This is a genomic window from Pseudoalteromonas luteoviolacea (genome assembly GCF_001750165.1).
Taxonomy (GTDB): domain Bacteria; phylum Pseudomonadota; class Gammaproteobacteria; order Enterobacterales; family Alteromonadaceae; genus Pseudoalteromonas; species Pseudoalteromonas luteoviolacea_G.
This window is the reverse complement of the sequence record NZ_CP015412.1, coordinates 504,053-530,278: the sequence shown is the minus strand read 5'-3', so window position 1 is coordinate 530,278 and position 26,226 is coordinate 504,053. Positions and strand designations below refer to the sequence as shown.

19 protein-coding genes are annotated in these 26,226 nt (G+C 40.0%); 5 read left to right on the top strand and 14 right to left on the bottom strand.

What is annotated here, in order from left to right; translation table 11 throughout:
* Positions 1 to 172: 172 nt before the first annotated feature.
* Positions 173 to 625 carry a hypothetical protein gene (locus S4054249_RS22840; RefSeq protein ID WP_046357523.1) on the top strand — a complete coding sequence of 151 codons (453 nt, stop codon included), beginning with the start codon at positions 173 to 175 and terminating at the stop codon, positions 623 to 625.
* A 425-nt stretch (positions 626 to 1,050) separates the two neighbouring features.
* Here S4054249_RS22840 and S4054249_RS22835 read toward each other — a convergent pair whose 3' ends face one another.
* On the bottom strand, positions 1,051 to 3,129 hold the full coding sequence (locus S4054249_RS22835; RefSeq protein ID WP_046357522.1) for a carbohydrate binding domain-containing protein: 2,079 nt from the start codon (positions 3,127 to 3,129) through the stop codon (positions 1,051 to 1,053).
* A 469-nt stretch (positions 3,130 to 3,598) separates the two neighbouring features.
* On the opposite strand from S4054249_RS22835, the gene S4054249_RS22830 reads away from it, so the two are divergent.
* The gene (locus S4054249_RS22830) at positions 3,599 to 4,024 is read left to right on the top strand and encodes a hypothetical protein (RefSeq protein ID WP_046357521.1); all 426 of its coding nucleotides are present in this window, start codon (positions 3,599 to 3,601) and stop codon (positions 4,022 to 4,024) included.
* Between the two features lie 57 nt (positions 4,025 to 4,081).
* Here S4054249_RS22830 and asd read toward each other — a convergent pair whose 3' ends face one another.
* The 13 genes from asd to S4054249_RS22765 all read right to left on the bottom strand — a co-directional run bounded on the left by asd (position 4,082) and on the right by S4054249_RS22765 (position 22,302).
* Positions 4,082 to 5,191, bottom strand: coding sequence for an aspartate-semialdehyde dehydrogenase (gene asd, locus S4054249_RS22825; protein WP_046357520.1), 1,110 nt, complete (start codon positions 5,189 to 5,191; stop codon positions 4,082 to 4,084).
* Between the two features lie 670 nt (positions 5,192 to 5,861).
* Complete coding sequence (locus S4054249_RS22820; protein WP_046357535.1) at positions 5,862 to 8,576, bottom strand: TonB-dependent receptor domain-containing protein; 2,715 nt, start codon at positions 8,574 to 8,576, stop codon at positions 5,862 to 5,864.
* A gap of 80 nt (positions 8,577 to 8,656) precedes the next feature.
* On the bottom strand, positions 8,657 to 10,294 hold the full coding sequence (locus S4054249_RS22815) for a hypothetical protein (protein WP_046357519.1): 1,638 nt from the start codon (positions 10,292 to 10,294) through the stop codon (positions 8,657 to 8,659).
* 174 nt (positions 10,295 to 10,468) lie between these two features.
* Positions 10,469 to 11,773 (bottom strand): tetratricopeptide repeat protein, encoded by a 1,305-nt coding sequence (locus S4054249_RS22810; RefSeq protein ID WP_046357518.1) that lies wholly within the window; start codon positions 11,771 to 11,773, stop codon positions 10,469 to 10,471.
* 20 nt (positions 11,774 to 11,793) lie between these two features.
* Positions 11,794 to 12,399 (bottom strand): energy transducer TonB, encoded by a 606-nt coding sequence (locus S4054249_RS22805; protein ID WP_046357517.1) that lies wholly within the window; start codon positions 12,397 to 12,399, stop codon positions 11,794 to 11,796.
* 9 nt (positions 12,400 to 12,408) lie between these two features.
* Positions 12,409 to 12,819: an ExbD/TolR family protein gene (locus S4054249_RS22800; RefSeq protein ID WP_039610430.1), complete on the bottom strand. Its 411-nt coding sequence runs from the start codon at positions 12,817 to 12,819 to the stop codon at positions 12,409 to 12,411.
* A gap of 18 nt (positions 12,820 to 12,837) precedes the next feature.
* The gene (locus S4054249_RS22795) at positions 12,838 to 13,365 is read right to left on the bottom strand and encodes a MotA/TolQ/ExbB proton channel family protein (protein WP_046357516.1); all 528 of its coding nucleotides are present in this window, start codon (positions 13,363 to 13,365) and stop codon (positions 12,838 to 12,840) included.
* Between the two features lie 2 nt (positions 13,366 to 13,367).
* On the bottom strand, positions 13,368 to 14,687 hold the full coding sequence (locus S4054249_RS22790) for a MotA/TolQ/ExbB proton channel family protein (RefSeq protein WP_419555216.1): 1,320 nt from the start codon (positions 14,685 to 14,687) through the stop codon (positions 13,368 to 13,370).
* Between the two features lie 60 nt (positions 14,688 to 14,747).
* Positions 14,748 to 15,500 carry a DUF3450 domain-containing protein gene (locus S4054249_RS22785; protein ID WP_046357514.1) on the bottom strand — a complete coding sequence of 251 codons (753 nt, stop codon included), beginning with the start codon at positions 15,498 to 15,500 and terminating at the stop codon, positions 14,748 to 14,750.
* Positions 15,501 to 15,686: 186 nt separating this feature from the next.
* Positions 15,687 to 17,576, bottom strand: a complete 1,890-nt coding sequence (locus tag S4054249_RS22780; RefSeq protein WP_046357513.1) for a methyl-accepting chemotaxis protein — start codon at positions 17,574 to 17,576, stop codon at positions 15,687 to 15,689.
* Positions 17,577 to 17,753: 177 nt separating this feature from the next.
* A complete protein-coding gene (locus tag S4054249_RS22775) occupies positions 17,754 to 18,515 on the bottom strand; it encodes a basic secretory protein-like protein (protein WP_052961083.1) in 762 nt (253 codons plus the stop codon).
* A gap of 2 nt (positions 18,516 to 18,517) precedes the next feature.
* Positions 18,518 to 20,845, bottom strand: coding sequence for a GH92 family glycosyl hydrolase (locus S4054249_RS22770; RefSeq protein WP_230851957.1), 2,328 nt, complete (start codon positions 20,843 to 20,845; stop codon positions 18,518 to 18,520).
* A gap of 185 nt (positions 20,846 to 21,030) precedes the next feature.
* Entirely contained in the window at positions 21,031 to 22,302 is a 1,272-nt protein-coding gene (locus S4054249_RS22765) for a sugar MFS transporter (protein WP_046357511.1), read from the bottom strand.
* A 235-nt stretch (positions 22,303 to 22,537) separates the two neighbouring features.
* Between S4054249_RS22765 and S4054249_RS22760 the strand changes: the two genes are divergently transcribed.
* From S4054249_RS22760 to S4054249_RS22745, 3 genes are all read left to right on the top strand, one after another.
* The gene (locus tag S4054249_RS22760) at positions 22,538 to 23,728 is read left to right on the top strand and encodes an AGE family epimerase/isomerase (RefSeq protein WP_046357533.1); all 1,191 of its coding nucleotides are present in this window, start codon (positions 22,538 to 22,540) and stop codon (positions 23,726 to 23,728) included.
* Positions 23,728 to 24,678 (top strand): carbohydrate kinase family protein, encoded by a 951-nt coding sequence (locus S4054249_RS22755; protein ID WP_046357510.1) that lies wholly within the window; start codon positions 23,728 to 23,730, stop codon positions 24,676 to 24,678. The genes S4054249_RS22760 and S4054249_RS22755 overlap by 1 nt, the downstream gene beginning before the upstream one ends.
* A gap of 405 nt (positions 24,679 to 25,083) precedes the next feature.
* The gene (locus S4054249_RS22745; protein WP_046357508.1) at positions 25,084 to 26,178 is read left to right on the top strand and encodes an MBL fold metallo-hydrolase; all 1,095 of its coding nucleotides are present in this window, start codon (positions 25,084 to 25,086) and stop codon (positions 26,176 to 26,178) included.
* Positions 26,179 to 26,226 lie beyond the last annotated feature (48 nt).

The following is a 26,226-nucleotide window of genomic DNA, read 5'->3' as shown; positions in this document are numbered from 1 at the left end:
ACTTTGCCCAACATCAATAAATTCAAGCAACTAAAGTCCACACAAAAATTAATCAAAAAATTTCAACAATATTACTTGTCATTTTGCGCTTTGAGTTGCTAAACATAACAATGAAAAGACCGATTTCAATCAGCTACACTCAGACAGCATGTAAGCAGAGGGAGTAAATAAGATGGCACTTAAACCAACAACCACAGCACAAAACGCTTATGTTGAAATGTTTGAAAGGCACCATAGCCAAGCGCACAATGAGCTAATAGATAAACTCAACGAAGTCGCCTTAAAACTTTATTCAATCTCTATGGATAAGCATTACTTGAGGGATGCAATTTTAGTTGAAGTATCAAAAGCATTAATGGAAACCAAAAAGTACTTTCGTTCATTGGAGTCAAATTCACCTCGTAATTATGAGACGGAAGGCAAACTCGTCATGCTTTGGGGCTTAGCCGCAGCGCCGCTGAGCATGCTGGACAAAGAGCTAGGTATATTGTGCGAGTTAGAAGATGAAAACTGGTTGCATCCAGATGGCTGGAGTAATGAGGAAATTATCGAATTTGGTGTAAAGCTCGATTTAATATCGCGAACATTTATGCGTTTGTCTTTTCCAGTGTCTGTGTGGCATTAGGCAAAATGACCAGTAAAGATCAAATTCGCTAAGTAAGCTATAGCATTAATACAAGTAAATAAATTTAGGCCAATTACAGCCAAGTATAAATAACTCAATGCAACTGCTACTTTCAAACTCTATTAAGTCCGATACTGGTAAGTATTGGACATTTTATTGCTGCACAATTAATTTATAGTCGTTAATAAAGTAGTGGCATAACCTTATAAGTAAACTCAAAATCACAATTTAACATAATATGTATTATAGGATGTTTCATATCAGTTCACTTAAGCCGTCATTAGCCTCATTTAAAAATACTCTAAGACCTCCACTGTTATAAAAATCATTTTATTGGGGCTGAACCCTCTATACTTAACAACTAGATATAGTATGCCTGTTTAATGTATGTGGCCTGCCTTCCTAAGCTGGCCACAATGGACAAGTTAATTAATGCGGTATATCTCTAAATCATCAAAATGGATTTCGCTGTCCACTTGCCAATTTGTTGAGTACAAATAAATTTGTAATTGATGGCCTGCAGTTTCAGGCGCTGTAAATTCCAAAGTCAATGGCGACCAAGTTTTATTTGTAGTGATTTTCTGGGCGATTGATTTTTTACTCGTTGCATCATAAATCATAATGCGACCGTTTGCGTCTCCAGAAAACACTCGGGCCATAGATTCTAGTCTATACGTCGCTCCGGGCTCGTAATTAAATACCTTTTGTGCAACTTGCCATCCATAATTTGGCTTGTTTTTAACAGTTAATCCTTGCGTGCCACTAAATGCACTGTTTGCACTCAAAAACACAGTCTCAGGTGTTGATTGCCAGTGACGCCAATCTGCTGGTAACGCATTTGCAAACGCCACATCAAATGATTGGCCATAAACTCTATACCCTTTAACAAGCTGTGCAATTGCGCCCATGTAATAACGTTGATTGACACCTTGAATTGCATCAAACACTGAGGTTAATTTGACTTCCGAGTCATGATAAATACTTGGTTTAAATTCAGCTAATTGCATCCACCATCTCAAAGATGTGAATGATTCTGAGTCATAACATTTATTCACATGCCTACTAAAGTTTGAACAATGTGAAATCATAAAATCAGCTGTATTAGCAAAGTAGCTCATTTCCTCTTTGCTAAACCCAAGCCCTGCATGATAACTGCTTACAGCCGCTGCGATGTCTAGATTTCCATGACTAGTATCCTCTGTTCCAGTCCAATTAAAACCATCATTGATTGTGTCCCTGTCAGTCAGTAGGCTCCAATAACTCCATTCATATTTTTTTGCAGGTAGTCCTGAGTTAGACTGATATTGCCCCAGAGTGAGGCTGCTTTTGAAAGCTTCTATCAGTTGTTGCGCCATATATTGATGATTAGGGTCACTTCCTTCAATCTGAGCAAGCTCAGCATATGTGCGCTGTAATGCAAGATACTGATTATGTGGTAAGGATTGGCCAGGCTTTCGACTAGATGAATCATTAGCAAACAAATACACTAAATTCCCATTTAGCGTATGATGTAGGTCTTTTTCCCACTTAGGGAATGTATGATTTATCAGAAAATCATAGTAGCCTTCAGCTTTGGAGTTGAAACGTAAATCGAGCCGCCCTGCTTTTGCCAATTTAATAAACTTGGCCATTGGTGCGGTTATCATCCCATCGTGGACAAGATATTCACGCCATGATCTTACTCGAATATTGTCAAAATGCACTGTACAGTTCTTTCTATAATCTGTTGCGTATAGCCTGATATGAACATTATTAGATGGATTGGAAGGCGCAGTAAATTCAGCGATATGATTGGTGTAGCTGAGAGATTCAACGTATGTGTTTAAAAGCAGTTTTCTGTCAGTAAAATCATAAACCTGCAACAAGCCTTTGACTCCACTATCACAATTCTCAATTTTTGCATGAAAATTAATTTGATATTTACCATTAGGATCAAAATGCTCATTTGATTTATGAGGGTTTCTTAACGGTGTTTGTAAAACATGCCAACGGTTAGTTTCAGGTGCGGTTTTAACTGTAAACGCGGCGCGACTTTTTCCATCATCAAATTTATCAACAGTATTTCTGTAGGCAGTTTGTGCTGTCGATTGCCAGCGATACCAATTTGCAGGTAACGAACTATCTTGCGGGTCAGCTTTTTCAGCAGAAAAATTCTCAATTGCATCAATAGAGTATACCCACTCGCCCCAGCCTTTATAGCCATCTATGCCCATTCCTGTATCATCTTTGGCAAGGGCAAGCGCTTTATCAACACGTGATATAAATGTATCAATATATTCTGGGTTGTTTGTTCCAAGATACATTTCTATCAATGCATCTAAGTAGTACGCTTCTGCCCAAGCTAAATTGCTAGAACGGCTGAAGCTGTTTGGATATTGGGCTTGATACTGCTGACTAAGCAAATCAAACTTACCAATCCATTCTGCTTGTGTGTGTTCAGCATATGCGCTATTTAACGACAATAAGCACAAAGACACCGTAATTGTATTAATTATATTTTTCATAAACTTTCCTTTTAAGTAATGCTATTGAATATACTACACCTCCATTGTTGACGAAAAAACACCCGAACAGTACATAGAAACATAAAATTTATTGAGCAAAAATCACACGATTGACAATCTAAATTCGTCATACATAGCATTTATATTAAAAATAAAAATTCTAAATATTTAGAGTATATTCTATTAATAACATTATCATATCACTCTAATAATTTTTCCATAATGGGTAAAAATTTCGTATCTATCGCGAAATTATAAAATCCTATTTGTACCTTTTATATATAAGTAACAGTAAAAAATTAGACCTAAATCATACATCTTATACTGTGCTTCAAAACTAATTCAGTGTATATCTCGACGAAAAGGTAAACAAAATGTAACATTTATTGGGTGTTTTTTTGCCATCTGCGCTGGTATATCTAACCATAGTTATTAACCTGTTCGTTCAGACAATCAAAAGGAGTGAGTTATGAAAACAACATTTTTAGCGAGTACGCTGTTAGCTAGCATCATCAGCTTTAATGGTTTAGCAACTGAAGTGACAACGAACGCAGATGATGGATTGCTCAAGTACTCATACAACTTTGTGTATTTAAAATGCGAGTCAGCATCGTGTAATGGTGCGATAACTCGTTGGTACAAAATGAAAGTATTTTACAAGTTTATTGCTGATATTCCTCCACATTCAGAGGTAAGAATTTACTGGAATGAAAATGTGCCCACAGGTATTTCTGCTGGAAAAAAAGTAGCTTATACAAATGGCGCGGCATGCTCTGACGGGTCAAACATGACTGCAAAATGGTTTTTAGATAGTTCGTTCAAGCCAATCACTGCGATAGCGACTGACTGTGATGGAGTTGAACACACTTACAGTGTGCATCAATTCAATTTTTAAATTTGCATTATAAATCTAAAAGCGCCTCGCTTGTATAAGCCAGGCGCTTTTGTAAATTTATCCTGTGATGATGCGTAACATTCTGCGAAGTGGCTCTGCTGCGCCCCAAAGTAGCTGGTCACCAACAGTAAAGGCGCTAATATATTTGTCACCCATAGACAGCTTTCTGATCCTACCTATTGGAATATGAAGAGATCCTGTTACCTTAACCGGCGTAAGCTCTTGTTCCGTCACCCCTCTTTCATTAGGGATCACTTTAACCCATTCGTTATGCTCATCAAGAATACGTTCAATTTCACTCACTTCAATGTCTTCACGCAACTTAATGGTTAATGCTTGTGAGTGACAGCGCATTGCGCCAATACGCACGCACAGTCCATCTACAGGGATTGGCTGCTTAATCGAACCTAAGATTTTATTTGCCTCAACTTCAGCTTTCCATTCTTCTTTACTCTGACCAGATTCCATTGGCACATCTATCCAAGGGATCAGGCTTCCAGCAAGCGGCACTCCGAATTGGTCTTTCGGTAAACTGTCATCTTTGAGTTTGTCGGCAACAATTTTATCTATTTCCAAAATAGCAGAAGATGGATTCTCAAGCTGCGCACTCACGCTGCTATGAATTTCACCCATTTGCGTTATGAGCTCTCTCATATTTCGCGCACCAGCGCCTGAAGCCGCCTGATATGTCATTGGGCTGACCCATTCTATGAGATCTTTTTCAAACAAACCACCTAACGCAAGTAACATCAATGAAACTGTACAGTTACCGCCTACAAATGTTTTAACGCCCTGCTCTAACCCTTGTTGGATCACATCGTTATTGACTGGGTCTAAAACAATAATACTGTCGCTCGACATACGTAGGGCCGATGCAGCATCTATCCAGTAGCCCTGCCAGCCAGCATCCCTCAAAGGTTGGTAGACCTCTTTTGTGTAGTCACCACCTTGACAGGAAACGATAATATCCATTTCTTTCAAAGAAGGTATGTCAAATGCATTGTTAAGCGGTTTGGCTGCCCCCGCAAAATCAGGTCCGAGTTGACCTGATTGTGAGGTGGTAAAAAAATGCGCATTAAGGTGAGAAAAATCCCCTTCTTGTTGCATGCGCTCCATTAGTACTGAGCCAACCATGCCACGCCAGCCGACAAATCCTACATTATTCATTACATTACCCTTTATTTAATTAAAATTACTCATTGCGTGAGGGGTACGTCTAGACGTCTAACCTATCAAAATATAGCTGTCAGCTCTAGTACTTTTTAGGGCAATTACGAAATTCCTCAACTAGTAAGCTTAAGCATTACATCAAGGGTAAGTTTAATGTTGATAAGGAGCAAACAACACAACGAGGTATCAGGATGAATAATGGTGATTAAGAATAAAAAAACCCCGCAATGCGGGGTTTGGATACAACATGTAAAGGTTGCGTCCAAGCTTGATGCTGCACATCAAACTAGAACTCTGTTTTGGTAAAATGTTTATTATATGTTAACAAAATACCTGAATGTGGTAAGGATATGCGATAACCTTTTTGTGTTAGCTATTATGAGTCAGGTTACTACTATTTTCAAGTAAAATTCATTCTAAATATTGATCTAGATTATAAAAAAAATCCAAACCTAATATATGTTTACGCTTACGTAAATGTAATATTTCTCACGTGAAAGTTATTAAATTTTAAAGGTAATCTTTAATCTTAAAATAAAGACGTACAAAGTCGGGACATATTTAGATAACTTTAAAATATTTATACTAAATTATAGTTATGATTATTTTAATAATATCAAAAATAAAAAAGACCACTTAAAGTGGCCCTTTAATTGATTGTGTTTACTTAGAATTCAACCGCAAAATCTAAGCTAACTTGTTGCGCCGATTCTTGAGATCTGATTAGCGCGCCGTTTTGCTCAACTTCAAAGTCTTGACCTAGTAAGTTCTTCACTTTTAATGTAACTGTCGTGCTGAAGGTCGGATAGTAACTATAAACCGCATCCAATGAGTTGATCGGTTGCTCATAAGCATCGTCAAAGCCATTTACACCAGCAGCCAAGATACGGTCGCCGAATACATTGTAAATGAGAGAGCCTTGGTGATTACCATTATGAGAGTCATAGTTTAACTGCAAGTTTGCAACATACTTCGAATGACCAGTCATACGGCGTTTAAGATTAGTCAAATCTCCTCTCGCACTTTCAAGTATTTCTACTTCAGAGTCACTGACTGTTAAGTTACCAGAAGTAAAGAATGCGCCGCCTAAGAAATCAGATGATAACTCCACCAGCCATTCAGCTTCTAAGCCGTAAACATATGCAGAGTCGGCATTTTCAAACTCTAGCGTGAAACGGCCATCACGCTCATTTAACTGAGCTTCAATCGGCTTGTCGATATCTTTATAGAATGCACCGACAGAGAAGTTATCACCACTTTCGAAATAGAATTCAACACGCACATCAAAATTATCTAAGTGACTCGACTTCAAGGTTGGATTACCAAGTGTTCTATAATCAGTAAGTGGATCTTGATATTGTACAGGCGTCAGTTCACGTAGATCCGGACGTACAATAGTTTGCCCCCAACCTGCACGAACTTGATAGGTTGGTTGACTGTAAGTCATAGATAGCGAGCCAAACGTCTCGTCTTCCATTACAGACGCTTCTTGAATTGCTTCAGCACTTAGCTTGTCGTTCAATAATTCTGCATCAAACACTGAGCGAGAAAATGCCAACGCGACCTGTCTAAAGTCTTCATATCTTAAACCACCTGAAAGACGCCAGTCGTTCGCATACACGTAATCAAAGCTTCCATAGTAAGCATCAATTTTTTGTGCCGCGATGTAATCGTCTGCAGTAGGCTCCTGGAATAGGATCTCTATTTCAGTGTTATCAACTCGACTATCATCTTTGAAGATACTACCAATCCCTAACGCTTCATTTTTATTGGTAGCAAGAATAATGTTTTCAGTTGGGCCAAAGCGATACTTAAAGAAGTCCGTTTTATATTCACGCGTTTTATCAACATAGTAAGCGCCCCCTTTTAACTCCACTTCTGAAGAGTCAAAATAGAATGCTTTAGATAAGTTCCAACCAAAGTTTTCAACTTTGTCTTCCATTTCAACAAAACGGTACAAGAATGGATCGCCGCCTAATGGACCACTCGTGTAGGTATCTGTGTAAACACCATCCGTATAACGATCTCTTGCTGTGATCTCAAGTTCACTAGGAATATCAGTGGTCGCTGTTGAGTCTGTATACTGCCAATCGAATCCAACACCTTTAATAAAGTCATATTCAATATTGTGCGTACCACGGAATTGGATAACCTCTAATTCGCGCTGCTCGAACGACGTTAAGTTTTTGCGCTGGATCTCACCGTTGGCAATGCTTAATGACTTTGATGGCTCTTGATACAGGGAAATTGACGCTTCATCTTCAGTGTCTCGTAACATCATGTAAGAAGCATTAACATCATGCCCATCTAACTTGTAACCGATATTAAGAGAGCTGTTTAACTTCACATTTTTTTTGGTCGACTCTTTATCCGTTCTAGCAGAGTAACACTCTAAATCAGACTTACCACAGTCTTCTGGTTTAACATCAACCGACGAAAGAACGGCTGAATAACCCTTACTGTGGGACCATTCATGATCATATGCAGCTGAGAATAAGAATCCTAGTGAGCCACCAAAACCAAATAAATCCTCAAATCTATCGCCATAAACAAGCTTACCACCGAAATCCGGATCTAGGTCTTTTTCAACCATTCCAAAATCACGGTGCAGAGACTTAGTCAATGTCTTATTGATTGCAATGGCTTCAGCTTGAGATACGGCTTCTCCGCGCTCTTTAGACTCAATATCTCTGATATTTAACACTGAAATATCCGATATACCATTGATATACTTGTTGAGCGCTGCGTTCATAGTGCTTGGCATGGCACGTAAGCCGTCGTCTTCACCAAGCCAATCATCGTCACTACCGTTGTATACAAAACCAGTACTGTTTGTGTCTTTGTGTGTCACACCAACTTCTAGCTTGATCACTCGGTCATTCGGAATACTTTTTGTACGTATGTTTACATCACCACCACCAAATGCAGCAGGCATGTTTGGGGAATATGCCTTTTGTACGGCTAATGACTCAATGATACTTGATGGGAAAATATCTAAAGGGATAACGTTTCGTGTTAGATCTGGACTCGGTACCTGAGCACCATTAAGACGAACACTAGAGTAACGTTCTCCAAGGCCACGTACATAAATGAATTTATCATTCACAAGACTCAGGCCTGTCACACGACGAAGTGCTGACGCTGCATCACTATCACCCGTGCGAGAAATCTGCTCAGCACCCATGATATCCGCAACAAAAGCTTGATTCTTTCGCTCTTCAATAACAGCACTTGCACTGCCTTTTAAGCGGCTTCCTACCGCAACAACTTCTTCAATTTCTTGTGCCGTCTCTTGTGCTATAACCTGTGTAGACAAAGGACTCAAAAGAGAAAGCAAAGAAATCGTTATCAAATTTGTTTTAAACACTTTGATTGGTTTCATTTGTAATTCCTCTAAACCAAAATTTCGATTCACAAAGGGCGCATTAAAGCGCCCTTCCAATTTTTCTTTTATGGCTTAGATTATTTTGTACGAGCGATTGACTGTGCTACGAATTTTGCCCAGTTTGAATCTGTTTCGTCTTCACCTAGTGCACCAACATAAGTCACATCAGTAAAGAATGAATTCTCGTCGCTAAGCTTTGATGACTCAACGCTTACATTGTTACCATCTTTGTCTTTGATAGTACCGTTAGTAGTCGCCAAATCTGCGCCAAGTACATTTTCAAATGCACTGAATCCAACTAACTGGTTGCCATCATTTGTGAACCATTGTGCGATATCAAAACCTGCTAGGTCACCGTCTAGCGTAATATTTTCAGGTTCGAAGTTGTTCGCACATGCAAAGATAGAGTTGTGGAACTTGATGTCACCTGCAATCGCATTTGCATGAACACCTACAGGGCCTGAACCTTCGTTTTTGTCATATAGGTCAAAACACGCTGCGCCGTCTTCAGTGCCTTGGCTTACGAAAAGCATGTTGTGAAGTTGAGCTTTACCCCACTCTTTCATTTCCATACCCGCACCGTGACCACGTGGACCTTTAATGCCGTTGCTCACGACTGTCGCGTTAGCGATTGTTGGGTTAGAAACCGTTGTCGCTCTGTCTGCGCCAGCATCTGTTGTAGGGTCTTTTTTACCACCATCAGTTTCAAAACCGTGGTTACCTTGGTTAAGCGTTTGAACTAAAATGAATTGGCCGTTACCTTTCCAACCTGTATCCCAGTCAATACCGTCATCCGCCGTGTCTGTTACAACGATGTGCTTGATATTAACTTGACCACCAAATAGCTCGATACCGTCATCGTAACCTTGGTGAATGTGAATGTATTCAACCTTAGTGCCTGAACCAACTGCGTTTAAGGTAATTGAGTTTAGTTCGTCACCTTCTACACCGTTACCTGCATACTTAACAACTACATGCTCTAATGAACCACTGTTATCAGCATCGTTGTTACCACCGTAGTAAGAAACAACACCTTCTGCTGCCACGTTACACATGCCAGACTCAGCTTCAGTTTTAGTACACTCAACGGTTGTAGCTAAACCATTAATTTGGATACCACCCCAGTCCTGCATTGCTGGTACTGTTTCAGCATCACCGTCTACTTCTTTGATTGAAGTAAATGTGATTGGGTTACCAAGTTCACCAACAGCGTGGATTTTAGAACCACGACCAATGCGCACAAAGTTCTCAGCTTTGGTGAATGCGATTGTCGCACCAGCTTCGATGGTTAAAGTTGGTCCGTCAAGGTCGATTGAACCACCTTTAGATGTATCAACATCATCACCGATGAATAATGCGCCCTCAAAAATGTGTGCGCCACCATCTGGTAATGCTTCAAGTAAGAATGAAGAAGAGATGCTCTTTGCATTACTTGCGAACGCTTGGCTATATTTACAGTGGATACCGTCTTGGTCACCTTTAAACGGCGTGCCGTCCATTGTGTAGCTTGCACATGGCAATTCTACAACCTTATCGCCACCATTATCATCACCACCACCATTACCTGTATCTGGAACAACGACCGGGTTTTCGACTGAATTGTCTACATGATTGTCGTTATTTGTAGGAGTGATATTGATGTCGCCGCCACCGCAACCAGCTAGTACAAGAGCAGAAGAAATTAAGCTTACTTTAAATAAACCAGAAAGGTTCATGTTGGTCTCCAAGAATATAATTGTTATAACCGTATTTATTTAATGGAGCCAGAATAGATTTAACGTGTTACAAATGGGTGACAGTTTTTATAAGTTAAAATGACAAAATATAATTTATTTAAAATAAAAAAGCCGCCCGAAGGCAGCTTTGGTGTTGCGAATATTTATTATAACTTACATCAATGCTTCTTTTAAGCTTTGCTTATGAAGCTTTTCATTTTTTACATATTTAATCCATTGCCGCGCAAGCGATGCTGATTTCTTATGTTTTTCAGCTTGTTCAAATGCCAGTATAGATGCATCAAAATTTTCCAAGTTATACTGAGCCATACCAAGCGCAACATAGGCATTTGACTCAAAAGTAAGACCACCTTTTTCCAACGCTGCCCGTGCAGCATCTGCCGCTTCATCAAAGTGCTCTAAATTGATGTATACTTCAGCTAAACGCTGCTGAAACCGACCATGTGAAGAAAGTTGGTCAGCTGCTTTAAAAAACTCGATTGATTTTTCCTCATCACGAGCTTGTACATAAGCTTCAGCTATAAAAGATAAGTTTTTTTCAGTATTGTCAATTACCTTGCTCTTTATACCATCTTGCAAAGTCTGCGCAGCTTTAAATGGCAAGCCATTGTATAAATAAACCTGAGAAAGCTGTAATACTTCAGATCTGGTTTTTATAAACCCACGCTGTTTAGCAGTTTCTAAAATGGCAAGTTGATTTTCTTCAGCACCAATTTCACCGTACATACCACCTAGCTGGATCCAGTACTGTGGCTTATCAAACAGTTTAACCATTTTCTCCAGTGTATTTACTACATCTGAAGGCTGACTTAAAGAATAATATAAAGCACGTTGAAGTACTAACCAATTCTCCTTTGGCACCTCATTATTAGACTCGGCCATTGAGATTGCTGTATTAATACTTTCTAATGCAGCTTTATATTTTTTATTCTGGTAAAGCGCTTGGGCTTTTAACGTATAGTAATTGGTTTTAATAGGTTGGGTATTTAAAGCTTTCCAATCATCTAAATATGCGACCGTTTTACCGTAATCGCCATTGGCCATAGCAAGCTGCGCTAAACTAAAGGTCGTCGACAGCTTTAAAGACTCAGGAATGGCCTCTTCAGCAACAACTTTCTCAAAAGATGAAATTGCTTTATCTAATTGATTTTCGTTGTAGTAAATAAACCCATAAAAGTTATGCATCATCGCAACTTCATAAGAGTTCATGCTCGAAGCACGCCCTTTTATCGAGTCTAAAACATCGAGACCTTCTTGTACATTGCCATCATCAGCAAGCTTTTGCGCTCTCGCAAGCTGGCTATATACCTTCTCTCTCAATGCCGGTACACGCTTTGTTTTGGTCGCAGCATACGCACTTGAAAGTGAAACTTCTGGTATCAAAGAGATCATACTGATAGAAGCATTCATGGCTAACGTCGTCGCACTAAGAACCAGTATATTTTTGATTAATTTCATAATACAAACTCCTAACTTCACTAGCCATTAATTTGGAAGGTGATCTTGTTTTGTACACCAGCCACTTCTACAGCCTCACCATTTACAACGCGCGGCTTATACTTAAACTTCAATGCAGCATCCATTGCAGCACGATTAAAGATATTTTCAGGCTCAGCTTGCACAACAACAGGGTCACGCACTGTGCCTTGCTTAGTTACAACAAACTCTACGATGACAAAGCCTTCAATTCCTCTTGACAGTGCACGTCTTGGATAAACTGGTGCAACTTTTACAATCGGTAAGTACTCACCATCACTGGACTCAAGTGCCAAGCCACCCGCTAAATCCACATCAGTATCAACGTTGGCTGAAAAATCAAAGTTAGCACCTGCTGCATCAAGGTTATTTGCCTGCATTTGCGGAGCATCCATTGGAGGCGGTGGCTCTTTTGGTGTTGGCGGTTTCTCAGGCTTGCGCTCTTTCTTCTCTATTGTCTCTTCTTTTTTTAACCTGACAAAGTCAAGCACATTACCCTTAACAGGTTCTGTTGCAGTACCTTGACCACCGTTGATCAAAGCCTGCATACCCAGAAACAAGAAGAAAGTAACGACACCTGCAACTAATAATGCAATTATGTAACGCATCGTGTGCCCTTAAGATTCTTGTGCAGCGATAGACACATCAAACGCACCTGCTGCTCTTGATGCATCCATTACTTTAATTAGAATTTCTGTCGTCGCTTTTTTATCTGCTTGAATAACGACACTGCCTTGCGGGTTTTCTGCCTTTAAACGTTCGATATTAGCTTGCACTGCACGAATATCGATTTGACGTTTATTAATCCAGATTTCCCCTTTGTCAGAGATTGCAACTAATATATTTGCTCTTTGCTTTTTCACAGCAGTTGCCGCTTCTGGTCGGTTAACATCTATGCCTGCTTCTTTCACGAATGAAGCAGTTACAATGAAGAAAATAAGCATGATGAATACAACGTCCAACATCGGCGTCATGTTAATTTCTTCGGTTTCTTCTTCTTGGAAAACTTTTGCTAGAGGGGCTCTCATTTCTTTACCTCAAATTCTTTAGTGGTCTAACAGCAATTTATCTTCTAAAAGCTCAACTTCACGTTTTGCTTTGCGCTGTAAATAGGTAGAAGCAAATACACCAGACAGTGCGGCTACCATTCCGGCCATGGTCGGTATGGTGGCTTTTGATACACCCGCGGCCATCGAGCGCGCGCTACCTGAGCCAGTAATTGCCATTACATTAAATACTTCAATCATGCCTGTAACGGTACCAAGTAGGCCAAGCAAAGGACAAAGCGCGACCATCACATTGATAAATGGCAAGTTACTGTTAAGTGCAATACCTGCTTTTGATATCATGGCTTGACGAATTTGTTCTGCATTCCAGCTATTTCTTTCAGCTCTACTTTGCCAAGTCTCTACTGTGTGTTTTTTATAGCCTCTGTACTTGCCAAAAAAGTACATAAAACGCTCCAGGATAAGTAACCACATAGCAAAGGTGACTACTGCGATGACCAGGAGAACCTGGCCACCCGTATCAAGGAACTCTTGTAGTGCGGTGATAGCATCTACTAGTAGCACCATGATTACGCTCCCTTTTCACTTCGCTCTGCGATAATACCTGCGCTTTGCTCTTGAAGGATAAGAAGCAGGTTGCGTGAACGTGTATTCAATACTGTGTATAAAAATACCGTCGGGATAGCGACGACAAGACCAAGTACCGTAGTGACAAGTGCTGTCGAAATGCCACCAGCCATAAGTTTAGGGTCGCCCGTACCAAACAAAGTAATTGCTTGGAAGGTATTAATCATACCGGTAACAGTACCTAATAGACCGAGTAGAGGCGCGACCACTGAGATAATCTTAATTAATGTTAAGTTACGCGTAATTTTTGGCATTTCGCGCAATATGGCTTCACTTAACTTAAGCTCTAATGTGTCATAAGCCACATCTGGATATTGATCTTTGACTTTCATTACGCGTCCAAGCGGGTTGTCATCTTTTGCAACATCTGATTTAAGCTGGCGCTTAATCTTGGCACCAATCAACATAAGCGAGACAAAGCGCTCAAGAGCGATTAATAAGGCAAGTGCACCTACAGCCAAAATTACATAACCAACAACGCCACCTTGCTCAACTTGCTCTTTCCTATTTGGTGCCTGAACAAGTAAGCCCAAGATTGAACCACCGGTTGGGTCCAATGCAAAATCAACATTACCTGAGTTTGCACCTTGTAAATCAGCCGCGCTTTGTTGGAAACGAGATACAGGCTGACGAGTCAACTCTGAGATTGTGTTTGTTTCAGGGTTAAACGTGAGATATTTCCCATCTGCAATTAGGTTGAATGCGCCGACACGCATCACTTCTTTATTCATCTTCTCGCCACCAGCAACAATGACATCAGTGTTATAGCGGGTAACCTTACCCTGCTCAGTCATTTCGCGCTGAAGCTCAAACCATACCTTTTCGATGTCTTCTATCGACGCAAGCTTAGATGTAGAACCCATTTTTTTAGCCATCTCATCCATCACATCACTGCGATTTTGAATTTCGGCAGAGACGACAGAGGTTCTGAATTTAGAACTAGCGTCGCCTGAAGCTTGCTGCAAAACGCCAAATAATTCTTTTAAAGAGCCCATACGCTTAGATAGTGTATCGCTTAGATTACCTAATTTGATCTCGTTTTCTTCAAACTGGGTTTCCATACGTTCAGAGCGATTCAACTGATTGTTACGATCTGATACAAGTGCGTTCAACATTCTTACTTGTTGGTCTTCACGAGATTTGAATTCAGCTTCACGCTGTTTATTTTGTTGAGTTTGCGCAGCTTGACCTGACTCTAACGTTTTAAGTAGTGCATCTAAATCCATCGCTTCATTTGCAAATGCTGATGCACTTAGTGCCATTGAAGATACAAGTAATGCTTTGCGGCTAAATGATTTTAAAAAGCTCATTAGTTATACCTCTTATTGAGCAGCTTGGACTGGCAGTGTTAACATATCAGGGGCAAGTTGCTTACGCGCAATACGTACACCCTTATTAATTTGGCTAATGTTGGTATTAGGCAGAGCGACAAATTGCTTTGACTCTTTATTCCAACTGCCAGCTTTTGCAGCGTCTTTAGTGACATACAATAGCTCTAGACGACCAATACGCAGCATGTCTACTTCACGTTCTTGTCCATCAATAGTAATCAGAGTTGAATAAGCTTCGATTGTGCGACCGTATTCAACCTCAACTTGATAAGCCTCTAAAACACGGCGGAATTTTTCACTTGAAGTGATGTCAGCTCTGTCCATCATTGCTTTAAGCGTCGCTATACGATTAGCACGCTCTTCTGATAAAAAAGGCACATCTAACGCGACAAATTGCTCAAGACCTGCAATCATTCGAAGCATTAATGGCGTTATCTGACGCTCAATAACAGACACTTGGTCCATCGACGCATTGATCGCTGCCATTTCTTCTAATTGGTTATTAATTTGCTTTTCTAATTGGCTGTTGTATACAACAAGGCCTTCAATTTCCTTATTCAGCGTTCTAAATTGCTGCAGACGAGACTGCATATTATCTGAAATCGCATCGATTTTATTTTGAGAAGTTAGCGCTGATTTATTAATGGCAGAGCTAGAGTCTATTACTTGATTGAGATCGTTTGCCTGCGCACTGCTTGCTACTGCAAACGCGCCCGCTAAAAGCAATTGGTTAACGCACTTCATCTCACACACCTTTTATAATATTTGCTTGTTCCAATTTTGAAGTGTGTGCAGTTTAAATACGAAAAATGACAACCGTGTTGCGCAATTAATACATTACTGTGACAGGTGTAATATAAGTTTAAAGAAGGGGTTTATACTAAATAATTCAATATTAAAAAGGGCTGCATTTATACAGCCCTTTAATTGTTATACTTTAAATTTATTCATCATGTGTTCTAATTCATCAAATTGCAATTTTAACGTTTTGCATTCATCCAGCGTTTGCTGCAAACTTGCACTGCCCTGAACACATAAATCGCTTATGCCGTGAATATCCCCATCTAAGGATTGTATTACGGTATTTTGCTCCTGAGTTGCATTTGCAACAGCATGATTCATGCCATCAATGGACTCAATAGCATGAGAGACCTCTTGCATTTTGGTGCCCGCTGACTGAGCTTGCTCAGCACTGGCACTAGAGTCCTCAATACTCAGTTTCATCACCGCAACCGCAGAAGCAGAGCCTTGCTGTAATTCACCAATGGTGTTTTCAATTTCTTGCGTCGATTCTTGAGTACGCTGTGCAAGTTGCCTTACTTCGTCTGCAACAACCGCAAACCCTCGACCCGCCTCACCGGCACGTGCAGCTTCTATCGCCGCATTAAGCGCAAGTAAGTTTGTCTGCTCACTCACCCCTTTGATAACTTCCAATACCTGACCGATACTTGCGGTCAATCTATCCAAACCATCAATGGTTGACTGGGCTTCTTGCATTTTAGAGCTCAGTGCGCCGATCTCTTCAATATTAGAGTTTAACGCTGATTGACTTTCATCCGATAGCGTATTGGCACCCGTTGCTAATTCCGATGCATGCTTGGCATTGTTTGAAATCTCAATTGCACTTGAGGACAATTCATTGATAGCTGTTGCCACATTGTCTGTACGCTTGGTTTGCTCGGTGTAAATATCAAGCGCTTCCTGAGTTTGTTTTTGCAACCCTTCCATCACACTTTCGAGCGCATCTGTAGTGCTTTTTACTTTTGAAATACTCTGATGGATTTTCTCAACAAACAAATTGAAGTAATTAGACAATTCACCAAACTCGTCGTTATTCTCAACAACAAGACGTCTAGTTAAGTCACCTTCACCTTGAGCGATATCTTTAATTGCTTCGTTAAGATGAGTCATTGGTCTCATTAAATACTTAAGTAACAATTGCATCATCACCACAATGACAACAACACCCAATAGCATATAAATCAGAGCCATATTTCTAAACGAAGAAATTGATGAATATGCTATTTCTTTGTCGATAACCACACCTAAAAACCAATCAACATTTTTAATACCATGCATTTTGACAAAAGAGACTAGCTTTTCTTTGCCGTCTATCTCAAGTTCAACAAATTCCTGTTGCAAATTGAGCTGCTGGCCGAATAACTGACGCATATTTTTGTCATTCATCTGTGTATTTGGGTGACTTAAGATACGCCCCTCACCATCGAGCAAAAACCCATATCCAAAGCCAAGAAAATCAATCTCATTGATGATTTCTGTGATAGTTGCCATATCTATGTCACCACCGGCAGCGCCAGCCAAGACACCGTTACTGTATACAGGTACCACGGCCGTGATGGTCAGCTCATTGGTTGTTGCATCTGTATAGGGTGTGGTAAAGGCCGTGTCACGCTTTTGCACCGCAAGTTGATACCAAGGGCGTGTTGTGGCATCAAAATCGCTAGGTAAGACAATAGACGCATCATTTAACACAAATTGACCATCCGGCGTACCTATGAAGGTATTTTTGAAATGACCTGCTGCTGCGGCTGTTTGCAATCTTCGGCGCACATCTTCATTACTGTCAGACTTTAAATGACCTTCAGCAACCGACTGAACGATGTCTAAGCGGTCATTTAACCAGTTAGCAATATTTTGTGATACTGATTGAGAAATTTCTTGTAATACAAGTGTTAACTGGTCTTGAGTCTGAGAACGCATCAAGACAAAGTTATTCACTGTAAATAGACTTAAAACGATAACAAGTACGACCGAGGCCGCAAGTGTGATTTTGGTGGTAAATTTAAAGGCGCTAAACATGCAGATCCTGTTGTTGTTCTTATCTACTACTAAGTAGGTTGTATCAAATCTTTAAGAGTTTGTCCCCCTGTTATCGGCAGTTTTTATCTTTATATTATAAATTTATTGAATTATTTTTAATTGGCAATAAAAAAGGCAAGTTAGACTTGCCTTTGATATAGTAAAAAAGAACTAAAATTAGAGCTTACTTTGATAATTTGACCAAGCTGTATCGAGATTGATTTCCATCTCTGATGAAAAGCTCTTCCAGCTCCATTTTTTGTTATCAGAAGGATCTAATTGGGCGTTTAGCTCTACCAACAAGTTAGGGTGATGATTTTCTTCTAACCAATGCAAGAAAAACGCAGTGGTCTTATAACCTGTGTCATAATTTCCACCGATTTTACGGTGCTCAAAATCAACATACCCACCTTTCATGCGCACAACATCAGCAATACCTTCAATAATTGGCCCAATCTCTTGGTAATTATGATCATCTAGCTGATATGCATGGGCAATTTCATGATAAAGCACGCCAATTAACTCATCATATAACGCTTGTGCACTCTTGTTTTGTGCAAATTTATTGAGATATTGCGCACTGATATGGATTTTAGCGCCATCGAAGGTCCCTTCTTTATACGCAACGCCATCCATATCTTCGATGATAATCTCTAATAATGGTAACTTTGGTGCACGCTGTTTTTCACTATATAAAATACGTGCAACGTTATACGAGATCTGCTTTATCAAATTGACATTAATGTGCTGCCAAACAGGCACAGTTTCTTTGCTGAAGTTTCTAATTTGCACATTAGGCAAAGGAAACTGTTGCCACGCAATGTCAGCTTGAAACTGTATTGGCTTTATTGCGGTATCAATTTTGTCTAACGCTGATGCGCTATGGACCATAAGGCCCATAGCCACTGCAAGCGAAGAGATTGCAGTTGTCACTTTCATGCTTAGTTATACTCCGACATTGATGGTGGACGCGCGGTAATTTCGCTTCCCCATGCCTTGTTCGGCTTATCGCTCATTACATACTTAAGTTCACCACCAGCCATAATGTCTGCATGCGTTAAGTAGTTACGGTTAAGTGGCTTGCCATTTAAGCTCACAGACTGAATATACTTATGTGTTTTGCTTAGACCTTTAGCAGTGGTTGTAAATGTTTTACCATTTGCCAGCTTTAAAGTTACTTTTGGTGTTTGCGGCGCACCAATTGCGTATGACAAATCACCTGGGGCTACTGGATAGAAGCCCATCGCTGAGAAAATATACCAAGCAGACATCTGACCAACATCATCGTTACCCGCAAGGCCATCAGGCTTATCAGAGCTTAATGTATCCATGATTTGGCGGATACGCTCTTGTGTACGCCAAGGCTTACCAGCATAGTTATAAAGATAAGCAATATGGTGACTTGGTTCGTTACCATGAGCATAGTTACCAATTAAGCCAGCGATATCTTCATGTTCTTTGATCATGTCCGCAGATAAATGGGTATCGAATAAGTCATCTAAACGTTTTTCAAATGCGTCATCGCCACCCATCAAGTCAATTAAGCCAGCAACATCATGCGGTACATAAAAGCTGTATTGCATTGAGTTACCTTCAGTAAATGCGCCCATATACTTTGCTTCATATGCATTAAAGTCTGGGTTCCAGTTGCCTTTAGTATCACGGCCACGCATGAACTTAGTTTCAGGGTCAAACACGTTTCTATAGCTCATTGCACGCGCATAGTAATCTTTAGCAAGCTCTGTTTTGCCCATCGCTTCAAACATACGAGCAATTGCATAGTCGTCATACGCATACTCTAGCGTAATAGACACTGACTCAGGCAATACATCCATTGGTACATAGCCATACTTTTTATACTCTGGGATTGCGTCATACACCTTGTTATTTGCGGTGTTAGTTATCGCTTCAACTGCTAAATCAATATCATAGTCACGAATGCCTTTAAGGTAGGCATCAGCGATCACTGATACAGCATGATAGCCAATCATTGTCCAAGTTTCGTGTGCATGGAAAGACCAGATAGGTAGCATCTTTTCATAGCTCTGTTGATAATGAACCAACATAGATTGGATCATGCCTGATACACGATCTGGATCAATATAAGTCAGTAACGGGTGAAGAGCACGATAAGTATCCCAAAGAGAAAACAGTGTATAGTGCTCAAAGCCTTTCCCATCATGGATTTCACCATCAACACCACGGTATTGACCGTTTACATCTTGGTAAATGCTTGGTGCTTGTAATGCGTGGTAAAGTGCTGTGTAGAATTGACGTTTCTCAGATACCGTGCCTTCCACATCAACTTTATCTAAATAATTAGCCCAAAGTTGTTTTGACTCAGCACGCACTTTATCAAAGTCCCAATGAGGGATTTCTGCATTTAAGTTTTCAAGCGCATTGGAGCGACTCACTGCTGACAAGCCAACTTTAACATAAAGCGGTTTGTCTTTTAGACCATTGAATGAAGCTACAAATTTAACCGCTTTACCCGCCGTCATTTTTACTGCTTTGTTTTCAATCGTTGAGTGCTTTTGCTTGGTATTCAGACAATTCATACATCTGTAACGCATGTTGTCTTCATTGATGAACTCATAGTCATCGATAGGCTGCGAGAATTGAATCGCAAAGTACATTTGTCGGTTGCGTGCCCATCCATTTGTCGCACGGTATGCAACTAACGTTCTGTCATCCACTTTACGAATGTCACTCCAAATAACCTTACTTTCAAAGTTATAGATAGAGCTTGTTAAATCAAATAGGACATGACCGTCATCATGACTATTAAAGGTATATTTGTGCATACCCACACGTGTTGTTGCCGTTAGCTCGGCTGTAACATCGTAGTCTTGTAATTCAACGCCATAATAGCCTGGTTCAGACCACTCTTTATCATGTGAGAAACGCGAGCGATAACCTGTATCAGGTTTTTCTGCAGTCCCAGCTGTTAGCTTCACATCGCCGGTAATTGGCATTACCAATAAGTCACCTAAATCAGAATGACCGGTACCAGAAAAGTGCGTATGAGAGAAACCAACAATCGTATGATCATCATAATGATAACCTGCACAACGCTTATATATTTCTGGTTGTGGTGAAACGCCGCGCATTGGGTTATCAGTATCAGGACTTAATTGGACCATACCAAATGGAACAACTGCACCAGGGAAAGTATGACCATCCCCCCCAGTACCGATGAATGTATCAACCCACTGCGTGTTTGATTCGCTTGCAACACTTACCGAAGAAACAGAGGTAAGTGACAACATAGCTGCAGCCCAAATAGAGCGATGCATGTGCCTCTCCTTTATTCTAAATTATGATTGGATCGTTCCAACTGAGTTTAATATACAACGTCTATGAATACGTATTCAATACTTATGAGATAGAAATTTATAAATTTAAGTTAAAAAAGGCAAGTGAACACTTGCCTTTTTAGAAAGAAGTTTTTTCGCTACGCTATTTTGTCATGCCATTGCTTGGATAGCTTTTCGACATTTAAGCCGTACCAAGCGATAAAAATATAGCAAACAAGTGGAACAATGAAGCTGATTTGAATATGCATGGTATCTGCTACAACACCTTGTAGTAGTGGAATAATTGCACCACCCACTATGGCCAAACACAACCAACCAGAACCTTTACTTGTCAGTGAACCTAGACCTTCAATAGCCGTTGTAAAAATAGTTGGGAACATGATTGAGTTAAACAAACCTATCGCCAACACAGACACCATTGCAATATTACCTTCTGTAAACATAGTCATTGCCAGCAACAACATGACAAATATAGAATTGAATACTAATGCTTTAGACGGTGCCACAAATTTAAGCGCTTGAGAGCCAATGAAACGACCAACCATCGCCCCACCCCAGTAATAACCAAGCAATTTAGCTGCCGTTGGCGCATCTAAGCCGCCGATATGTTCTTCAGCGAAATAATTAACAATAAAGCTTCCAATAGAAACTTCCGCGCCAACATAACAAAATATAGCCACTACACCCATTATTAAATGCGGTGCTTCTTTTAAGTTCTTGTCTTTGACTTTACAGTCTTCGGTTTCGATATGCGCTTCGATTGTAGGTAGCTTTAAAAACGCAAATACGACCGCGATTGCAAGCAAACAACCTGCAATAACCAAATAAGGAACTTTTACAGAATCAGCATTGGCAGCTTCTACAACTGCTGCACTGCCTGCACCAAAAAGTAGCATTCCACCAGCAATGGGGCCTAAAGTAGTCCCTAGTGAGTTTAACGCTTGCGCCAAGTTTAATCGACTAGATGCCGTTTTAGGAGCTCCGAGTGCTGCAACATAAGGATTAGCAGACACTTGTAAGATAACAATACCAGATGCCATTACGAACAATGCCGTTAGGAACACCCAGTACTGATGCACGATAACCGCAGGATAAAATAATAAACAACCTGCTGCAGCGACGATTAAGCCAATAATGATCCCTTTTTGATAACCTAATCGCTTAACTAAATTGCCTGCTGGAAGAGAAACAACGAAATAGGCAATAAAGAAGCAAAATTGGATTAACATTGCTTCTGTATAGTTTAAGTCAAAAACGCTTTTTAACCTCGGGATTAAAACATCGTTAAATACCGTAATAAAACCCCATAAAAAGAATAGGGTTGTCATTGCAGCAAGCGGAAAAAAATAGTTTTTTTCGTTGTTCTGGGTGCCTGCAGCAAAGCTTTGATTCATGTTGATTTCACTCACTCGGATTACTCCATGTTAAAGGATGTAATGATTCTACACATTGTTACAAGAAAATCACAAATGTTTTATTGGATCGTTCCATTATTTTTTTTAAGATGCTACAGTAAATGAATAAATGAGAAAACACGGTCAATACACTGAGTAGAGAAAATTCAGATAAATAATGTATACATCGCAGTTTATTAAGCGATTACATGCATTGACCGCTAAGCGATTTGAGAGTGGAGCACAAATAATGTCGCTAGATTTTAAAAGTAGAGATTTTTTACAGCAACATATCGATAAAACTATGGCGTTTTATCACCCTAGATGCATAGACAACCAGGGTGGGTTTTATCAATTCTTCAAGGACAATGGTGACATTTATGATGACAGCACTCGTCATCTGGTTTCTAGCACGCGCTTTGTTTTTAACTATGCCATGGCCTATATCAACACGGATAAAACGGAATATCTGGAATTAGTCCAACACGGTTTAGATTATTTAGAAAAGTTCCACAAGCAAGAAACCGGCGGATATGCCTGGCTTATCGAAAATGGGGAGGCAAGCGATCTCACCAACCATTGTTATGGCCTTGCATTTGTATTGCTTGCAAATGCGATGGCTGTAAAAGCCGGTATCAACTCAGCAAAAGATACTATCGAACAAGTCTGGTCACTATTAGAAGAAAAATACTATGACTCAGCATTTGGCTTATACCTAGATGAATTTAACACCAACTTTACAGAAGCAGATAAGTATCGAGGTCAAAACGCAAACATGCATATGTGTGAAGCACTGCTGATGTGTTTTGAAGCAACCAATGATAACAAGTTTTTAGACCGCGCTTACACACTTGCCCACAATATGACGGTAAGACAAGCAAGCTTAGCTGATGGTCTGGTTTGGGAGCATTACAACAACAATTGGGAAATCGATTGGGATTATAACAAAGAGAATCCTAAGCATTTATTTAGACCTTGGGGGTTCCAGCCAGGTCACCAAACAGAATGGACCAAACTGTTGCTTATCTTACATAGACATAAACCTGAAGCATGGATGGTAGACAAGGCTAAGTTCTTATTTGATCAAGCGCTTGAGTATGCGTGGGATAAAGAACATGGCGGAATTTGCTACGGCTTCGCACCAGATAAAAGTATTTGCGATGGCGATAAATACTTCTGGGTTCAAGCTGAAAGTTTCGCTGCAGCAGCGTTATTAGCAATTGAAACTAACGATGATAAATACTGGCAATGGTATGAGAAAATCTGGCAATACAGCTGGGATAATATGATCGACCATAAATATGGCGCTTGGTATCGAATTTTAACTCAAGACAACCGCAGTTACAGTGATGAAAAGAGTCCAGCTGGCAAAACAGACTATCATACAATGGGTGCCTGTTACGAAGTGTTAAGAGCATATAATTTAAGAGAGAAAAGTTAATGGCTGTTGTTTGTTTTGGTGAAGCTCTAATCGATTTCTTGTCCGATGGCGGTACGCCAGAGTCTTTTACAAAATATGCTGGCGGCGCGCCAGCAAATGTATCTGTTGCTGTTGCTAAGCAAGGTGTAAAAAGCACATTTTGCGGGATGCTAGGCGATGACATGTTTGGACGCTTTTTAAAAGAAGAATTGTCAGGTCATCAAGTAAATACTCAATTCGTAAAGTTTACCGCTGAAGCAAAAACAGCCTTGGCTTTTGTTTCACTAGATAGTGAGGGCGAGCGCAGTTTTAGCTTTTATAGACCACCTGCAGCCGATTTACTTTTCCGTGCAGAAGATTTCGAAGAAGAGATGTTTGAGCAAGGTAAAATCTTACACGTATGCTCTAACAGTTTAACTGAGAAAAACATCTATCTCAGCACTGTGACTGCAATGGAAAAAGCGAAACAACATGGTCTTATCAAAAGTTTTGATATGAACTTACGAGAAAACCTGTGGCCGTCGATGAATCATTGCCTTGATAGGATTTGGCATATCATGTCGCAATCTGATGTCGTCAAACTTTCTAAGGAAGAGCTGATTTTCTTAAATACTCATGCACATCCATCTAAAGACGAGCAAAATACCATCGAAGCGATATTATCGAGTCAGGTTAAGCTGCTGATTATCACAGACGGTGCGAATGACATTCGTTATTTTACAGAGCAATTTTCTGGTTACATTACACCACTAAAAGTGAATGCTGTAGATACAACGGCTGGTGGTGATGCATTTGTTGGTGGTTTGCTGGCAGAAATCACAAGGAAACTATCTCAAACTTCATTCTCAGACATTGTAAATTGTGAAGCTAAAATACTAGATTTAGTGAACTTTTCAGCTAAATGTGGTGCATATGCTGTGACAAGATATGGTTCATTCTCATCGCTTCCAAGTAACCACGACATAGACTAAAACAAATTTCCTAAGTGTGAGACAGGCTCAAGGAAGAGCCTATTTAGCCTCTAGACATAGACTAAATATTCATTGTAAAACCAAAAGACAATCGGTCCACATATTAACCACCCAATGAGAAAAGGTTTAAAAAAACCGATTCGTTTCGCGTCTAGCTCTTCCACAACGGACTCATGATCAGAAGGTTTTACAGGAAACACTTTTCGATACATTTTAAATATTGCTAGCCCTATTAAAAAAGGTACTATTATCAGCGAGAAAAACAATAAAACTGCGTACCAAGTTTCGTCTGACACTCGATCCATAACACTCCCAAAGTGACTTGATGTTAAATAACGTTTGAGTAGTTAACGCAATTTCAGGATAGAGACAGACAACACTAAATACAATAAGAAATTTATATCTATGATAAACAAATATCTACCGCTTCCTTTGTGCTTACTAATAGCAAGTTGTGCGTCACAAAATAATGTCAACCGCTTAGAACCGACTAAGGACATTAAGTATAAAGTCACAGAAGGTTATACTCACCAATTTGCCAATACTTACAAGATGCCTGAAGATTATCCTTATACTTGTAAAGACAATTGCTACCCTAAAAGTCCAGAAATTCAGTGCGAAAATGACATGGAACGGTGCCAGTATGTTGGCCACAACCCTACCCTCTCAATTGCTACAGAAAATACATTCCATGTCAGGTGGTTAGGCCATGCTAGTTTTACTGTTACGACACCTACTGGAGAGACCATATTAATTGACCCTGTCACCGGCCAATTCGACTGGCCAGTAGATTGGGCATTTGTACATTTGGCTGGTGGCTTTTACCGGACAGAGCCAAATGCTTATTCAGAACAGACATTAAAGAACACCAAAGCTGTTGTGTATTCACATATTCACTATGATCACTTCAATAAATCGGATATAGAGAACATTGGGAATCATCCCACTTATCTCACTCCATTAAATTTCGCTGATTACTTCCCCACAGGAGGTTATAGCATCGTCGAAATGCCTTGGTTCTCACAATATGATATTGGCGAGACAAAGATTCACTTTGTACCTGCACACCATTTTAGTAGCCGTATTGTTGTACCGATGATCACGAGTGATGATGATGAAACACTTTGGGGCGGCTGGGTATTTGAAAGTAAAGGCAGAAAATTATTCTTTGCCGGAGATACTGGTTACTCAGGGCATTTTAAGGATATTCATCAACAGTATGGTGATATGGATGTCTGTCTCATCCCAATCGCCTCTTACCATCATGAAAAACATGGAAAATGGTATAGAAACGTCCATTTAACGCCAGAAGATGCACTCATTGCAGCTGATGAGCTAAATTGCGGTGTTATGATCCCTTGGGGGCATGGAAATATGAGCTGGAAGATGGGTGACCATACATCTCACTCTGCGCTTTTCAGACTATTACATATGAAGGAAGAACTGAAACCCCTTTCACCCCTATATATTTTGAATGAAGGTGAACAAGTTAAGCTCTGACTTTGTCAATCTAGCGAAGCCCTAGCTTCGCTAGAATAATCTAAAGAG